We start from the raw sequence: 15,674 nt of genomic DNA on the forward strand, positions 1-15,674 counted from the left end.
GGGCACCGCCGACCCGGGCCGATCGGGCGCGACCGGGGATGCGGACCGGCGGAATCCACATTCCTCCCCCGGCGTGCGCCGCGGAGATCCGCCCGGGCGCTCACGCCCGCCGCGGCCGCGCCGCGCAGGCTGCGCCCGTGCGCGCGCTGCGCCGCCTCGCGCGCGCGAACGAAGCGCCTGCCGGCGCGCAGCGGGTGCACGGCGCGGGGTGGCCGCCGACCCATTGCCCGCGTCGCGCCGCCGCTCGAAGGCTCCCCCCGCAACGCCGTGCCCAGACCGGTGCGCGGCTCTTCCGCCCCCCGGCGGACAGGAGAAGCCAGATGAGCGATCAGCAGCAGAAGACCGGAGTCGGACGTCGCGCGATCCTCAAGGCCACCGCGGTGGCGGCCGGCACGGGCCTCGCGCTCGACCTCTTCGGCGGCAAGGCCGACGCGGCCGAGCCGCGCGCGAAGCGGCCCCTGCCGAAGAGGTGGGACGAGACCTGGGACGTGGTGGTGGTGGGCTCCGGCTTCGCCGGCCTGGCGGCGGCGGCCGAGGCCGCCAAGGCGGGCGCGAAGGTGACGGTGCTCGAGAAGATGCCGGTGTACGGCGGCAACTCGATCATCAACGGCGGCGAGTACAACGCCTGGACCGACGAGCTGCACCTCCGCGAGAAGCTGAAGCTGCCCGAGGACTCGCAGGACCTGCACGGCAAGGACACGCTCAAGGGGGGCGACTACTACGGCGATCCCAAGCTGGTCGAGATCCTCTGCCGCGAGTCGCCGAAGGCGCTCGACTGGATGATCGACGAGGGCGGCCTGCAGCTCCGCGAGATCCTGAACCGCACCGGCGGGCACACCGCCTACCGCACCCACACGTGCAAGGAGGGCGTCGGGCGCGGCTACACCGAGGCCGAGCGCAAGATCGCGGAGAAGGCCGGCGCGAAGATCCGCCTCAACCACGAGATCACCTGGATCTGGCGCGCCGACGTGGACGGGCCGGTGCTGGGCGTCGAGGTGAAGGCCCGCGGGAAGAAGCTCCAGCTCAGGGTGACCCGGGGGCTGGTGCTCGCGTCGGGCGGCTTCAGCCGCGACGTGAAGATGCGCATGGCGTTCAACCCGAGCCTGGTGGCGAGCTACAACTGCACCAACCACCCGGGCGCCACCGGCGAGACGCTCCGCTTCGCGCAGGCCGTCGGCGCCGACACGCTGCACCTCGCCTTCATCCAGCTCTACCCGTACGCCGAGCCGGAGACCGGCATCCTCGACGCGCCGGCCGTCTACCCGTTCCGCGGCCCGGGCTACGGCATCCTGTACGTGGACAGGAAGGGCAAGCGCTTCGTGAACGAGCTGGAGCGCCGCGACGTGGTCTCGCGCGCCGAGATCAACACCGGGATGAAGCCGACCTACTCCGTCTTCAGCGCGAAGATGGCGCCGCTCATGGGCGGCACCAAGGAGGAGATCGACGCCGGCATCTCCAAGGGCCGCTTCGTGAAGGCCGACACCATCGAGGAGCTGGCCGGCAAGCTCGGGCTCCCGGCCGACGCGCTCCGCGAGACCGTCGCCACGCACAACCGGTACATCAAGGAGAAGAGGGACCCGGACTTCGGCAAGCCCATCACCGACCGCATGCTGCCGCTCGAGGAGGGGCCGTTCTACGGCATCGCCCAGTGGCCCGCGGTGCACCACACCATGGGCGGCCTGCGCATCGACGAGCAGGCGCGCGTGATCGACATCTGGGGCAACCCCATCCCGAGGTTCTTCGCCGCGGGCGAGATCACCGGCGGCATCCACGGCGCGAACCGCCTCGGCGGCAACGCCGGCCCGGACGCGGTCGTGTTCGGGCGGATCGCCGGCCGGAGCGCGGCGGGCGCCACCCCGGCCGCCTAGGCGGCCACGCGGATCCCCGGCGCCGGTCCTGCTCGCCGGCGCCGGGCGTCCGCCCTTCCCTCACCGGAGCCCTCCATGAACGCCCTCGTCGCGCTCGGCGCGCTGGCGCTCGTCGCCGCCGCGCCTCCCCGGCCGTCCGCCCCCGCGGGCAGCTGCAAGCAGTGTCACCCTTCGTGGACCGTCCTGCCCAAGGATCACCCGCCGGTGAAGGGCACCACCCTGGCCGCCTGCCTCGGCTGCCACAAGCCGGTCGCGGACGCGAAGCCGGACGCGTTCTCGGCGCGGCTTCACCGCGCCCACCGCGCGCCCGAGGCGGACTGCACCGTGTGCCACACGCTGGCGCGCGGGCGCTTCGGCCTCGCCGGCGGGAAGAAGCCGCTCGGCACGCTCGCCGAGGGCGACGCGCCGCTGCGCCGGGCCGCGGCCTCCTGGGCGGGCTCGACGCTGCTCGACGCGGCCCACGCGAAGGCCGACGTCGCCTGCGCCGGCTGCCACGCCGGCGCGCTCCCGGAGACGGGCGCGTTCGTCGAGAACGACCGCTGCCTCGCGTGCCACGGCCCGGCCGACGCCCTCGTGAAGGCGACCGAGCCCGCGGTGCACCCGGACCGCAACCCGCACCGCTCGCACCTCGGGGAGATCGACTGCACGGTCTGCCACCACGCCCACGCCGCCTCGGAGAACTACTGCCTCAACTGCCACCCGAAGTTCGAGATGAAGCCGCTGCCGGGCGCGGCGCCGTTGCGCCCGGTCCACGCAGCACCGGAGGAGACACCATGATCGACACCGTCGTACGGCTCGCGTGCGCCGCCGCGCTCGCGACCTCGGCGCAGGCCCTCGCGGCCGAGCCCGCTGCCGCACCGGAGAAGCCCTCGCTCGCGCTCCACGGGTTCGTGTCCGCCACCGTGTTCGTCCAGGACGCGACGACCGGCCCCTGGAACGGCCAGGGCTCGCTGTTCACCGTCGCCGAGCCGGGGACCGACGAGACGTTCCTCGGCGGCGACCTGCGCCAGACCCGGCTCCAGCTCGCGGCCACCGGCCCCGCCATCCTCTCCGGCCGCGCCACGCCGCGCGCGCTGGTCGAGGCCGACTTCTTCGGCGGCAACACCGGCGGCGCCTTCGGCGACGAGTCGGTGGGGCCGCGCCTGCGCCTCGCCTACGCCGAGCTGGTGCTGGGCCGCACCACCTTCCAGGTGGGCCAGAACCACGGGCTCATCTTCGCCATGGCGCCGGTCAGCCTCGCCCACGTCGCGTTCCCCGCCAGCTACGCGGCGGGCGGCATCGGCTGGCGCTTCCCGGGCGTGATGGTGTTCCACCGCATCCCGCTCGCCGGCACCCACGCCCTCGAGCTGGCGGTGAGCGCCACCCGCGGCTCCTGGAGCGACGCCGACGCGGGCCTGCCGCTGGGCGTCTCCTACGGCGAGGCGTCCTCGATCCCGCAGGTCGAGGCGCGTGCCATGCTGAGCGGCAAGCCCGCCGACCGCGTGGCCTACTCCGCGTTCCTGGTCGGCCACTACGACCGCAAGGACCTGAGCGGCGTGGGCGCGACGGCGCCGGAGGACGGCGTGGACGGCTGGGCCGCGGAGCTGGGCGGCAAGGTGACCGCGGGCCCGCTGCAGCTCGCGGCGAACGGCTGGACCGGGCGCGCGGTCGGGCAGCTGTTCGGCGCCATCGTGCAGTTCGGCGACATCCAGGGGTGGGGGGCGTGGGCGCAGGCGGGCTGGTCGTTCACCGACACCCTCTCGGCGCACCTGTTCGCCGGCGTGGACGATCCGGACGACGCCGACGTCCGCGAGGCGGGCGCGACGCGGCTCCGCAACGTGTCGATCGGCGCGCTCACCAAGTACTGCGAGGGTCCCTACACGCTGGGCCTGGAGTACTACCGGTACGAGACCCGGACCGTCACGGGGACCCGCACCGCGGACCAGGGGTCCCTGACCGCGATGTACGCCTTCTGACCACTGGTGAACCCCTCGCAGCCCCGGGCCCCCGGCCGCGCCCCGCTCGCGGCCGGGGGCCCACTCGTCCGGGCGCGTCCGCCCCGCGAAGCAGCCACGGATCGTGAAGGAAGGCCTCGACACGGGGGCACGCGGTGCACAGCGTCGGAGGTGTCCGCCCCCGCGGCGGGTCCCCGATGCTCCCGGCCATCCTCGCGCTCGCCCTCGCCGCCCAGCCCGTCCCGGCCGTCCAGACGGTGCCGGCGGCCCTGCCCTCCGCCCCCACCGTCGTGCCGCCGGCCGCGCCGGACCTGCCGCTCGACGCGCCCGAGGCGCGGCCGCCGGGCGACAGCGTCTACCGGCTGGTCCCCTGGCTCGACGTGCCGCTCACCGCGCTCGCGGCGGGCGTGGCCATCCTGCCAGGGCGCTACCCGTTCCACTTCATCTCCCCGCGCTGCCCCTGCGATCCGGCCGAGGTGAACGGCTTCGACCGCTTCGCCATCGACCTGCACAGCCGCGCCGCCGGCGTGATCAGCGACGTGACCGTGCTCGCCTCGGTGGGCGTGCCGGTGGTGGCGGACGCGCTGTGGGTGGGGAACACGCGGGCGCTGCGCGAGGACCTGATGATCCTCACCGAGACGCTGGCGCTCAACTCGGCCGCGGTGATGACGGTGAAGTTCGCGGTGCAGCGGCCGCTGCCGGTCACCTACGCCGGGCGCGACGGCCTGGTGAAGCAGGCGCAGGGCTACCGGTCGTTCTACTCCGGGCACACCTCCACCGCGGTCGCGGCGCTCACCGCCGCGTCCTGGACCTACACGCTGCGCCGGGGCCCGGCCGCGTGGCCGTGGCTGGTGACCGCGGCGGTGGGCGCGAGCGTCGGCGCCGAGCGCGTGCTGGCGGGGCGCCACTTCCCCACCGACGTCCTGGTGGGCGCGGCGGCGGGCTTCGGCTTCGGGACGCTGGTCCCGCTGCTCCACGCGCGCGGGGGGCGGCTGCCGGTGGCGCTCGCGCCCATGGGGCGCGGCGTCCAGCTCACCGGCACCTGGTAGCGCCCCCCGGCGCGCCGCGGGCTACTTGCGGACGTGCGCGGGCGCGGGGCGGAGCGCGGTGCGGGCGTCGAGCTCGCAGAGCGCGTTCCAGAGGCGGGCCAGCGTGCGGATGAGGCGGATCATGTTCGGGTTCCTCCCTCTCGTGGGACGGGATGGTGCGGCGGCTCAGCCGTGCAGCCCGAGGCCGGCCGCCATCGCCGGCGGCTCGGGATCGTTCGCCGGCTCCACCTCGTCCGGCACGGTGCCGGCGAGGACGGCGCGGGCGCGGGCCTGGTCCAGCTCGCCCTCCCAGCGCGAAACGGCCACCGAGGCGACGCCATTCCCGATGAGGTTGGTGATGGCGCGGGCCTCGGACATGAACCGGTCCACGCCAAGCAGCAGCGCCAGGCCGGCCACCGGGATGTTCCCCACCGCGGAGAGCGTCGCCGCCAGCGTGATGAAGCCGCCGCCGGTCACCGCCGCGGCGCCCTTCGAGGTCAGCAGCAGCACCGCCAGGATCTCCAGCTCCTGCACCAGCGTCACGTGGGTGTTGGTCGCCTGGGCGATGAACAGGGTGGCGAGCGTCAGGTAGATGGAGGTGCCGTCGAGGTTGAAGGAGTAGCCCATCGGCACCACCAGCCCGACCACCGGCTTCGAGCAGCCGAGCTTCTCCATCTTCCGCATCATGAGCGGCAGCGCCGACTCGGAGGAGGAGGTGCCGAGCACCACGAAGATCTCCTCCTTGATGTAGCGGAGGAACCGGAACAGGCTGAGCCCGCACCAGCGCAGCACCAGGCCCAGCATCAGCACCACGAACAGCGCGCTCGTCGCGTAGAAGCAGGCGATGAGCTTGCCGAGGCTGAGCAGCGTGGCGATGCCGTACTTCCCCACCGTGAACGCCATGGCGCCGAACGCGCCCACCGGGGCGAGGCGCATCACGAAGCCGACGATGCGGAACAGCACCAGCGAGAGGCCGTCCACGAACTCGAGCACCGGCCGGCCCTTGTCCTTCAGCGCCGCGAGCGCGGCGCCGAACAGCACCGAGAACAGCAGCACCTGCAGGATGTCGCCGCGCGCGAACGCGTCCGCGACGTCGCGCGGGATCACGTTCATGAGGAAGTCCACGGTGCCGTGGGCCTGCGCGCCGTTCGTGTAGGAGGCGATGGCCTTGGTGTCGAGCGTGGCCGGGTCCACGTTCATCCCCGCGCCGGGGCGCGCCAGGCGCGCCACCACCAGGCCGATGGCGAGCGCAACGGTGGTCAGCACCTCGAAGTAGAGCAGCCCCTTCAGCCCCACCCGCCCGACCTTCCGCAGGTCGCCCATCTTCGCGATGCCGGTGACGACCGTCGCGAACACGATGGGCGCGATCAGCATCTTCACCAGCTTGATGAACCCGTCGCCGAGCGGCTTCAGCGACGCGCCGGTGGCCGGGAACAGGTGCCCGACCAGCGCACCGAGGACGACCGCCAGGAGCACCTGCAGGTACAGGCTGCGCGCGAGACGCTTCACGTGTCTCTCCTGCCGGGAGCCGCCGCCGCCCGGCGCGGGGGTCGAGGCCCGCGGTCGCGCCGCGGGGCCGTGGGATGTGCGTGGAGCCCCGGCCCAGAGCACCTTCGGTGCCGGATCGCCCGCGCGCGGAATCCGGCGTGATCACCCGCCGCTCGCGCAGCGCGTCGAGATCCGAACCGGCATTCCGCGGGTTATCGCGACGGCGCGCCGCACCGCCCGCGCGGGCCCCGGAGCGCAGTGATCCCGGTCGCCTGCGCGCGGCCATGCCGGCGGGCATGGACATTCCGGCGGGAATGCCGGTTCGGCGCGCGGCGGGGGCGCTGCGCGATCGCCGGGCTCAGCGGCGATAGGACTTCAGGCGCTTCGACAGCGCCGGCTGCGAGATGCCGACCAGGCGGGCGGCCAGCGTCTGGTTCCCGCCGGAGCGCCGCATCGCCTCCTGCACCAGCAGCTCCAGCGCCTCGTCGAACGTGGGCAGCCGCTCCACCGCGCCGAACGGGTTCTGCCCTTCGTCGGCCGCGGGGTGGGCGCCGTTGCCGTGCCGGCCGATCGCCTCCAGGAACGCGTCCATGGAGAGCACGCGATCGCGGTGGCGGCTGACCGCGTCGAAGCACATGGCGCGCAGCTCGCGGACGTTGCCGGGGAAGTCGTGCGTCATGAGCAGCTGCGCGAGCTGCCTCGGCGGGGTGGGCTTCTTCTTCCCGAGCTGCCGCGCCGCCTCGCCGAGGAAGTGGTCGAGCAGGAGCGGCACGTCCTCGCGGCGCTCGCGGAGCGGCGGCACCCGCACCCGGTGCGTGCGCAGGCGGTAGTACAGGTCGCGCCGGAACATCCCGGCCCGCTCCTTGGCGGCGAGGTCCTGGTGCGTGGCGGCGACGACGCGCACCTTCACGCGCTTCGGCCGGTCGCTCCCGAGCGGGAAGTACTCGCCCTCCTGCAGGAAGCGCAGCAGCTTCACCTGCGACGGCACCGAGAGGTCCCCGATCTCGTCGAGGAACAGCGTGCCGTCGGCGGCCTCCTCCACCATGCCGCGCCGGGCCTGCTCGGCGCCGGTGAACGCGCCGCGCAGGTGGCCGAACAGCGTGTCGGCGAACACCGCGTCGTCGAGCCCGGCCACGTTCACGGCCACCAGCTTCCCGGGCAACCCGGAGAGCCGGTGCGCGGCCCCGGCCACCAGCTCCTTCCCCACCCCGCTCTCGCCGGTGACGAGCAGCGGCTGCGGGCTCCGCGCCACCGCCTCCACGTACGAGAACAGCGTCAGCATGGTGCGGTCCTGCGTGACGATGCCGGCGAACGCCTCGGGGTTGCGCAGCTCCCCGGACATGAAGCGCGCGGTCATCTCCCCGTTCTCGCGCTGCAGCTCCTGCATGCGCACGGCGCGCAGCACGCCGGCGACCAGCCGGTCCTCCTCCTCGGTCTTCACGTGGTAGTCGAACGCGCCGAGCTTCATGCAGCGCACCGCGGTCTCGACCTGGTTCATCCCGGAGACCACGATGACCTTCACGTCGGGGTGCTCCACCGAGATGCGGCCGAGCAGGTCCTCGCCGGACAGGTGCGGCATGGTCAGGTCGAGCAGCACCACCCCGACGTCGTTGCCGTCGAGCACCTCCATCACCCGCCGCGGATCCTGGCAGGTGAGCAGGTGGGTGATGCCGGCGGCGCGCTCGAGGGTGAGCGCCACCGAGCGCAGCCAGGCGGCCTCGTCGTCCACCGCCAGGACCGCGAACGCGGGGTAGAAGGACTCGCTCACGCCGCGGCCTCCTCGTGGAGCGCGGGCAGCACCAGCGCCGCGGTGGTGCCCACGCCCGGCTGCGAGCCGAACTCGAGCCGGCCGCCGTGCTCCTTCACGATCCCCGCCGACACCGACAGGCCGAGCCCGGTGCCGCCGCTCTCGCGCTTGGTGGTGAAGAACGGGTCGGTGAGCCGCGCCAGGTGCTCGGGGGGGATGCCGACGCCCTCGTCGCGCACCTCCAGCACCACCTCGCCGGCGGCCGCGTCGTGGCGGATCGAGAGGCGCAGCCCGTGATCGCGGTCGGGGAGCGCCTGGCACGCGTTCAGGAGCAGGTTCACGATCACCTGCTCGAGCCGGTGCGGGTTGCCGCGCACGCGCGGCAGCCCGGGCGCGACCGCCAGCTCGAACCGGGAGGTGGCGGCGCGGATGGGCGCCTCGAGCAGGCGCACCGCGGCGCGCGCGGAGGCGCCGAGGTCCATGGGCTCGAGCCGGGGCGCGTCGTCGCGCCGGGCGAAGTCCTTCAGGTCGTCCACGATGCGCTTGATGCGCCGCCCGCCCTCGGCGATCTCGTCCAGCATCTGCGGGATCTCGTCGCGCATGCGCGCGTACGGGATGCCGGCCAGCTTCAGCTCGCCCTCGCGCGCGCGCGCGTCGAGCGCCTCCTGCGCGTCGGCGAACGCGGCCTTGAGCGTGGGGACGTTGAGCAGGATGTAGCCGGCGGGGTTGTTGATCTCGTGGGCGACCCCGGACACGAGCACGCCCATCGCGGCCGCCTTCTGCGCCTGCACGAGCTGGTGCTGGTGCTCGCGCAGCGCGGCCACGGCCCGCTCGCGCTCGGCCACCTCGCGCTCCAGCGAGGCGGTGCGCTGGGCCACCAGCCGCCGCAGCGACCGGCTCCAGGCGATGCTGGCGCCGAGCAGCACGAGGATGGGCAGCGCGCCGAGCGCGGCGTAGCGCGCGACGGCCTTCCACCCGATGGGCCTGGGCTCGAGCGGCCCGAGCCAGCGCGCGTGGATGGCGTCGTAGCGCCCGGTCTGCTTCAGGATGGCGAGCCCCTCGTCGAAGCGCGCGAGCAGCTCGCGATCGCCCTTCCGCACGGCGTACCCGTAGCGCTCGGCGCGCACGGGCTCGCCCACGGGCTCGATGTTGGTGAGCCCGAGCTGGCGCTGCAGGTAGATCCCGGGCAGGAGCGCCAGCACGACGCAGTCGTGCTGGCCGGAGGCGAGCAGGCGCAGCGCGTCGGCGGGCGTCTGCGTCCGGATCACCTCGGCGGCCTTGCCGGCCCGGGTGATCTCCTCGTCCATGATGCCGCCGCCGAACACCACCACCTCGCGCCCGGCCAGCGCGTCGAGCGAGGCGGGCCGGGGGCCGTCCTTCCGGACGAAGATGGCGTGGTGGACGATGGCGTGCGGCGCCGCGAAGTCCAGGCGGCGGGCGCGCTCCTCCGACCACGAGATGCCCTGGAGCACGTCGATGCTGCCGTCGGCGAGCCCGGCCCGGATGCCCGCCCAGTCCCCGAAGCGGAACTCGACCGTGAACCCCATCACCTCGCCGATGGCGCGGGTGAGGTCCACGTTGAAACCGGCCGGCTGGCCGTTCTCGTCGAGGAACTCGTAGGGCGGGTAGTCGCGGTCGGCCCCGACCACCACCCGCTTCGGCTGCGGCGCGGGCGGGACGGCCCGTGCAACCGGGGCCGCCGCCAGCACCGCGGCGACGAGCAGGCAAGCGTGGATTCGGCGCATCGAGGCGCACGCTACGACGGGGCCGCCGCCGGGACAAGGCGGGGGGCAGGGACGGGTCCGCTCGCCCTGAGCTGTCGAAGGGCGGGCGTTCTCGAACCCGCTCACCCTGAGCCTGTCGAAGGGTGGGCGGGGGCTGCGGACTCTCGAAGCCGGGTGCCCGTGGATGCGGGTCCTGATGGGCGCTCCCGCCCTCGCCCGCTCGCGCGACGTGGAGAAGGAATGCTCGGCGCGGGGCTTCGGTCGTAGGACGCGCGCGGGTCGCGTCCGGCGCAGTTGGGCGCGCTCGCAAACTCGGCCGCGCGTATCGCTTCGCGACGCGCGGCCTCAGACATGCTCGCCGCGCACGCCGGCTGGATACGCGCGCGAGAGGTGATCGTCGCGGGCTGCGCCTGCGCTGACAGTCGCGGTCGCGGGCGAGGGCGTCCGCTTGGCGGACGGGGGGCCGTACTGGCGGCTTCGAGGTGTTCGGGGGCTCTGCGCGAGATGTTCCTTGCCCCACGCCTCCCGTCCACGTCAGGCCGCCACGGAGGCGATCCGGGCGTTCGCGCCGGAGCAGAGCGGAGCGAGCCCTCTGCGCGTCTCCAGGATCCTAGACCTGCACCGCCGGGGACAGCCGCTGCAGGAGGGACCGGCGCAGCCGGCGCCGGCGTCGCGCCGCGGCTGGCCCGCACGGTGCGTCGGCTTCCACGATCCCACCGCACCGGTTCCGGCCATCCATCCACGTCCCGGGCCTTGCGGAGCGAGCACCGCCGCGAATGCCCGGACCGCCGACCTAGCGGCCCGTTCCAGGACAGGGCCCGCTGGAGGCGGACACGCGCCCCAACGCGAAAGACGACGGCCCCACCCCCGGACCGGGAGCGGGGCCGCCTCGCTTTCGAAGCGCCGGAAGTACCTAGTGCCCCGGCTCCGGCGACGGCTCCTGCTGCTTGCCTGCCGCGTGCGCCGTCCTCCAGAACTGCGCCGGCAGCAGCGTGAACGCCATGATGGCGAGCTGCGAGGCGATGAAGCCGGTGAGCGCCCAGAACGCGCTGTCCATGAAGCCGTACGAGTGGAGCCCCACGCCCAGCATGTTCACGCCGAACCAGGACAGGCTGGTGATGACGTTGCCGAAGATCGCCATCGCCATGATGCCGCGCTCGCGGACGAACCCGCCCCAGCGCGCGTGCAGGATGATCGCGTTCCACAGCACGATGAGCAGCGCGCCGTTCTCCTTCGGATCCCAGCCCCAGAACCGGCCCCAGGACTGGTCGGCCCAGATGCCGCCCAGCACCGTGCCCAGGAAGCTGAAGAAGAGCGCGAAGCAGATGACGCCGTAGGTCATCCCCATGAGCGCCTTGGTGGTGCCCGGGTCCGGCTTGCGCACGAGGTGCTTGCGGAGCGTGTAGCCGATGGCCATCGCGCCCGCGAGGAACGTGCCGCTGTAGCCGATGGTGATGGTGACGACGTGGGTGGCGAGCCAGAAGTTCGAGTCCAGCACCGCCCGCATCATCTCCATCGTGTCGCCGTCGCCGGAGAGGTGGTGCGCCACGATGAGCGAGGCGAACCCCGAGGCCGCGGCCACCGCGGTCGCGAACCCCTTCCTGTAGATGCGCTCCAGGATGACGCCCAGCACCACCGCGCCCCACCCCACGAACACCGCGGAGGAGTAGAGGTTCGTGACCGGCGGGCGGCCCTGCAGGAGCACGCGCGAGACGAGGCCCAGCGTGTGGATCAGCGCGCCCGCCACCAGCAGGCCGTACGCGGCCGGCTGCAGGATCTTCGGCTTCCAGAGCCAGGAGGCGAACAGCGCCAGCATCGCGAGCACGTACACCACCATGCCCGCGTAGAACGGCTGCGCCCGGTTGAAGACGATCTCGTGGCCCGCGAGGTCGATCGAGTCCGGGCGCGCCGCGGCGTCGGCGGCGGTGACGTCGGCCACCGCGCGGCCGAAGCTCGACGGGTCCTGCGCCATGTACGCGACCGAGAGCCGCGCCCAGCCCGACAGCGCGTCCCCCACCTGGCCGGACGCGGCGCCGCGCAGCGCCTGGCCCATGTTGAGCCAGTCGTCGCCGGTGGTGCCCGCGGCCGGCGGGATCGGGCGGAAGTAGGCCAGCTCCTCGATGGCCTGGTGGCGCTGCTGCGCGCCCGGCGTGCCTGCCGAGGCCACCTCCGCCGCGAGGCCGGGCGAGCCGGCGAGCTGCACGGTGTTCTTGAGGCGGTAGTACAGGTACACGCGCTCGAACAGGTTCGCGATGGCCGACTGGAAGCGCGTGCGCTGCTTCGCGTCCACCTGGTGCGCCGCCATGGCCTGCTTCTGGATCTCCTCCAGGTGCGGGACGAGCGCGCTGAACGCGAAGTAGCGGTTCGAGCTCTGGCGCATGCCCATGAGCCCGAGGACCTCCGGGTCGTTGATCACGAACACCGGGTACTGGTCCGCGAGCTCCGGGCGGAACAGGACGTCCAGGATCCACTCGTCGGACGAGATGGTCCGGCCCTTCTGCGGGCCGTCGCCGTCCGGGTCGTACCTGAAGCTCTGCTGGCCGCGGATCATCAGCAGCGCGTTGCGCGACACCGAGTCCACCGGCTTCACGCGCCCGCCCTCCAGCACCGGCAGCCGGCCGAACGCGTCGGTGTCGAACCCGCGGACCGGGCTCGGCGGGATGACGGCGATCGCCGCGCCGACGACGGCGAGGCCGCCGGCGAGCCAGGGGATCAGCTTCTCGAGCTTCATGAGTGCGCCTCCGCCGCGGCCGCACGGCGCCGCATCGACCTTCTCATCGTGATGGCGAAGTGGACGAGCAGCCCCACCGTGACCAGCACGCAGGAGATGTAAGGCAGGAGCCAGCCCGGGTTCGACACCACCTGCAGGATCGAGAGGGTGTCGCCCTTCCCGAAGCTGGCCTGGTAGAACGCCTTCCCGTCGTAGCGCAGCGGCTGGTTCATGTAGATGAGCACGTCGCGCGACTCGCCCCTGGCCGGGTTGTTGAGGTGCACCAGGCTGGAGAAGTTCTTCGGGATCTCCGTGCCCGGGTACACGTCGTGGGTGAAGTCCTTCAGCGTGAGCGAGTACGGCAGGTAGACACGCCGCGAGCGCATCGCGAGCTGGTAGGTGCGCCCCTCGTAGACGAACTGCTGCGGGGCGGCGAGCAGCGCCGACACCAGCCAGGTGCCGTAGCTCCGGCCGCCCGCCACCGGCTCGACGAACGCCGCGGTCGCGTTGGGGCGGTCGTCGGTGGTGACCGGCGGCAGCTCGGCCACGCGGATGCTGGTGCCCACCCCGGCCGTGGCGATGGCCGGCGCGTCGTTCGGCGTGCGCATGGCCAGGTCGGCGTTCTTGAGGAAGCGCTTCACCTTGAGCGTGATGGGCGTCCCCGGCACCTGCACCTCGTCGGCGCGGGCGAGCAGCGTCTCGGGGATGCCGTACACCTCGTCCCAGGCCGGGTCGGTGACGTCGATGACCGCCAGCTCGTTCTCGCGGGGGTACTCCACGTAGTTCGCGGTGTGCCCCTCCTCGAACGCGAGCTGCATGTCCTGCTGGAACATGCCGGTCACGAACTCGCCGATGACGAGCAGGATGAGGCCGGCGTGGACGATCCAGAGCCCCGCCTTCTTCCAGGACAGCTCGAGGCGCTTCAGCTGCGCGGCGATGAGGTTCACCGCCAGCACCGCGCCGGCGAGCGCGCCGCCGGGGAACACCGGCACCGAGAGCACGGTGCCCGGCACGTCCCACCAGACGAGCCAGCTGCGCATGTAGACGTTGACCGCGCCCCAGGTGCCGAGGTGGACCTGCGCCAGCGTGCAGGCCACCACCAGCACCATCAGCGCCGCCATGCAGACGATGGTGAGCTTCAGCGAGGTGAGCACGCCGAGCAGCGCGCGCAGGGGCCGGTTCTCAATTCGCGTCAAGGCGGAGGCTCTCCAGCAGGGAAACGAACTCGGGCTTGCGCGCGCCGACCGCGGACGCGTCGCCGGACATCTTCAGGAACCAGGTGTTCCCCTCGGTGAACGTGAAGCCAGCCACCACGCGGGTCTTCTGCTGGCCCTCGCCGAGGAAGTCGTAGACCGACACGTCGCCGGCGCGGGTCTTCACGTGCTTGCGCGCGGACGCGAGCGCGGCGTCGTCGAGCGGCGGCAGGCCGATCTGCCCGCGCCACCGGTTCACGTTCGCGAGCTCGCCACCCGCCGGACCGGGGAGCACGATCACCGTGACCTCCACCTTGCCGCCCGAGGCCGGGGGCGTGATCGTCGCGTAGCGCATCGCGCCGCCGCCGCGGACCTCGTTCCAACCCTTCGGCAGCGTCCACGCCAGCGCGGACGAGCCGGTCGGCTGCGCCGGCGGCGGCACGTCGCCGGCCATGCCGGGCGCGCCCATCCCGCCGCCCATGCCCGCGGGCATCGCCGCCATGCCGGCCGGCTCCGGCGCCGGCGCAGACTTCGGCACGCGGAAGTGGCTCACCGACTCGCGCTGGCAGCCGCTCGCGGCCAGCACCAGCGCCCCCACGATCACCCATGCGGGTGCGACCGGCGACCACGGGCGTGCTCCGTTCCGCCTCGCGCCCGGATCAGGTGCTTCGACTCGCATCCATCCCTCGTGTGCGGGCGGCCAGCCGCCCGGGAAACCGCAGCGAAGTTGCGCATGCCGCAGCGCTGTGACCGTCTGGCGCGGGCTGCCATTCAACAGCGAGCCCCCGGAACCCTTCCGTACCAGACGGGGCAGGAACCTATCCCTTGAGATGATCGGGATCAAACGGTTCGTCACGCGCTTTCCGGGCCTCCCGTGCGGCTCTTTGTCGCAGGCAGCCGCTCGCCCGCGGGCGCCGCCGGACCGCCCGCCCCTTCCCGCTTGCCGCCGGCCCGGCCCGGGCGGACAACTGGCACCGTCCGTCATGACCGCCCCCGCCCCCGCCCGCGCCTCCCTGACCCGCTTCGCCTGGCTCTCCATCGCCGCGGCGGTGACCACCATCGGCCTGAAGACCGGCGCGTACCTCCTGACCGGCTCGGTGGGCCTGCTGTCCGACGCGCTCGAGTCGCTGGTGAACCTCGTCGCCGCCATGCTCACGCTGGCGATGCTGGGGGTCGCGGCCCGCCCTCCCGACGAGGAGCACGCGTACGGGTACGGCAAGGCGGAGTACTTCGCGAGCGGCGCGGAGGGGGCCCTCATCCTGCTCGCGGCCGCGGGGATCGCCTGGACGGCCACCGAGCGCCTGCTCGCGCCGCGCCCCATCGAGCAGGTGGGGCTGGGCCTCGTCGTCTCGGTGGCGGCCTCGCTCGTGAACCTCGGGGTCGCGCGGGTGCTGCTGCGGGCCGGCCGGCGCCACCACTCCATCGCGCTCGAGGCCGACGCGCACCACCTCATGACCGACGTCTGGACGTCGGCGGGCGTGCTGGTCGCGGTGGGGCTGGTGGCGGTCACCGGGTGGCAGCGGCTCGACCCGCTCATCGCGCTCGCGGTCGCCGCCAACATCGTCTGGACCGGCGTGAAGATCATCCGCCGCTCGGCGCTCGGGCTGCTGGACCGCGCGCTCGCGCCCGAGGAGCAGGCCGCGCTGCGCGCCGTGCTCGACCGCCACGCCTGCCCGGAGGTGCAGTTCCACGCGCTCCGGACGCGGCAGGCCGGTGCGCGCCGCTTCGTCACGGTGCACGTGCTCGTCCCCGGCGCCTGGACGGTGGCGCGCGGCCACGCGCTGGTGGACGCGATCGAGCAGGAGGTGCGGGCGGTGCTGCCCAACGCCACCATGGAGACGCACCTCGAGGCCCTCGAGGATCCGGCCGCCTGGCAGGACCAGGAGCTCGATCGGCCGCTGCCGCCGGCCGCGCCGCGCCAGGCACCTTGACGCGGCGCGAACGCCTCGCCATCAGTTGAGCCCGCCGGTTGGCCGGCGAGT

11 protein-coding genes are annotated in these 15,674 nt (G+C 73.4%); 5 read left to right on the top strand and 6 right to left on the bottom strand.

All coding sequences use genetic code 11. The annotated features are described in order from the left end of the window. The first annotated feature begins 320 nt into the window (after positions 1–320). The 4 genes from ADEH_RS10875 to ADEH_RS10890 all read left to right on the top strand — a co-directional run bounded on the left by ADEH_RS10875 (position 321) and on the right by ADEH_RS10890 (position 4,851). Positions 321–1,868 carry an FAD-dependent oxidoreductase gene (locus ADEH_RS10875; RefSeq protein ID WP_011421148.1) on the top strand — a complete coding sequence of 516 codons (1,548 nt, stop codon included), beginning with the start codon at positions 321–323 and terminating at the stop codon, positions 1,866–1,868. A 75-nt stretch (positions 1,869–1,943) separates the two neighbouring features. Further along, a complete protein-coding gene (locus tag ADEH_RS10880; RefSeq protein WP_049760086.1) occupies positions 1,944–2,645 on the top strand; it encodes a cytochrome c3 family protein in 702 nt (233 codons plus the stop codon). Next, on the top strand, positions 2,642–3,823 hold the full coding sequence (locus ADEH_RS10885; protein WP_011421150.1) for a hypothetical protein: 1,182 nt from the start codon (positions 2,642–2,644) through the stop codon (positions 3,821–3,823). Before ADEH_RS10880 ends, ADEH_RS10885 begins: the two co-directional genes overlap by 4 nt. 176 nt (positions 3,824–3,999) lie before the next feature. Continuing rightward, on the top strand, positions 4,000–4,851 hold the full coding sequence (locus tag ADEH_RS10890; protein WP_011421151.1) for a phosphatase PAP2 family protein: 852 nt from the start codon (positions 4,000–4,002) through the stop codon (positions 4,849–4,851). A 165-nt stretch (positions 4,852–5,016) separates the two neighbouring features. On the opposite strand, the gene ADEH_RS10895 is transcribed toward ADEH_RS10890, so the two are convergent. From ADEH_RS10895 to ADEH_RS10920, 6 genes are all read right to left on the bottom strand, one after another. Continuing rightward, the gene (locus ADEH_RS10895) at positions 5,017–6,339 is read right to left on the bottom strand and encodes a dicarboxylate/amino acid:cation symporter (RefSeq protein WP_011421152.1); all 1,323 of its coding nucleotides are present in this window, start codon (positions 6,337–6,339) and stop codon (positions 5,017–5,019) included. A 337-nt stretch (positions 6,340–6,676) separates the two neighbouring features. Beyond that, positions 6,677–8,086, bottom strand: coding sequence for a sigma-54-dependent transcriptional regulator (locus ADEH_RS10900; protein ID WP_011421153.1), 1,410 nt, complete (start codon positions 8,084–8,086; stop codon positions 6,677–6,679). After that, on the bottom strand, positions 8,083–9,810 hold the full coding sequence (locus tag ADEH_RS10905) for a transporter substrate-binding domain-containing protein (protein WP_011421154.1): 1,728 nt from the start codon (positions 9,808–9,810) through the stop codon (positions 8,083–8,085). The genes ADEH_RS10900 and ADEH_RS10905 overlap by 4 nt, the downstream gene beginning before the upstream one ends. Before the next feature lie 892 nt (positions 9,811–10,702). Then, positions 10,703–12,520, bottom strand: coding sequence for a cytochrome c biogenesis protein (locus ADEH_RS10910; protein WP_011421155.1), 1,818 nt, complete (start codon positions 12,518–12,520; stop codon positions 10,703–10,705). Continuing rightward, a complete protein-coding gene (locus ADEH_RS10915) occupies positions 12,517–13,695 on the bottom strand; it encodes a cytochrome c biogenesis protein ResB (RefSeq protein WP_011421156.1) in 1,179 nt (392 codons plus the stop codon). The genes ADEH_RS10910 and ADEH_RS10915 overlap by 4 nt, the downstream gene beginning before the upstream one ends. Next, positions 13,682–14,296 (bottom strand): hypothetical protein, encoded by a 615-nt coding sequence (locus tag ADEH_RS10920; RefSeq protein ID WP_232287474.1) that lies wholly within the window; start codon positions 14,294–14,296, stop codon positions 13,682–13,684. Before ADEH_RS10920 ends, ADEH_RS10915 begins: the two co-directional genes overlap by 14 nt. 379 nt (positions 14,297–14,675) lie before the next feature. Here ADEH_RS10920 and ADEH_RS10925 point away from each other — a divergent pair, with 379 nt between their 5' ends. After that, complete coding sequence (locus ADEH_RS10925) at positions 14,676–15,623, top strand: cation diffusion facilitator family transporter (protein ID WP_011421158.1); 948 nt, start codon at positions 14,676–14,678, stop codon at positions 15,621–15,623. The last annotated feature ends 51 nt before the right edge of the window (positions 15,624–15,674 follow it).

The sequence above is a fragment of the Anaeromyxobacter dehalogenans 2CP-C genome, assembly GCF_000013385.1.
Taxonomy (GTDB): domain Bacteria; phylum Myxococcota; class Myxococcia; order Myxococcales; family Anaeromyxobacteraceae; genus Anaeromyxobacter; species Anaeromyxobacter dehalogenans_B.

Excerpts from the sequence above, each read along its gene's own strand:
- ADEH_RS10875 (WP_011421148.1), top strand. The coding sequence starts at position 321 with ATGAGCGATCAGCAGCAGAAGACCGGAGTCGGACGTCGCGCGATCCTC.
- ADEH_RS10880 (WP_049760086.1), top strand. The coding sequence starts at position 1,944 with ATGAACGCCCTCGTCGCGCTCGGCGCGCTGGCGCTCGTCGCCGCCGCG.
- ADEH_RS10885 (WP_011421150.1), top strand. The coding sequence starts at position 2,642 with ATGATCGACACCGTCGTACGGCTCGCGTGCGCCGCCGCGCTCGCGACC.
- ADEH_RS10890 (WP_011421151.1), top strand. The coding sequence starts at position 4,000 with ATGCTCCCGGCCATCCTCGCGCTCGCCCTCGCCGCCCAGCCCGTCCCG.
- ADEH_RS10905 (WP_011421154.1), bottom strand. The coding sequence starts at position 9,810 with ATGCGCCGAATCCACGCTTGCCTGCTCGTCGCCGCGGTGCTGGCGGCG.
- ADEH_RS10910 (WP_011421155.1), bottom strand. The coding sequence starts at position 12,520 with ATGAAGCTCGAGAAGCTGATCCCCTGGCTCGCCGGCGGCCTCGCCGTC.
- ADEH_RS10925 (WP_011421158.1), top strand. The coding sequence starts at position 14,676 with ATGACCGCCCCCGCCCCCGCCCGCGCCTCCCTGACCCGCTTCGCCTGG.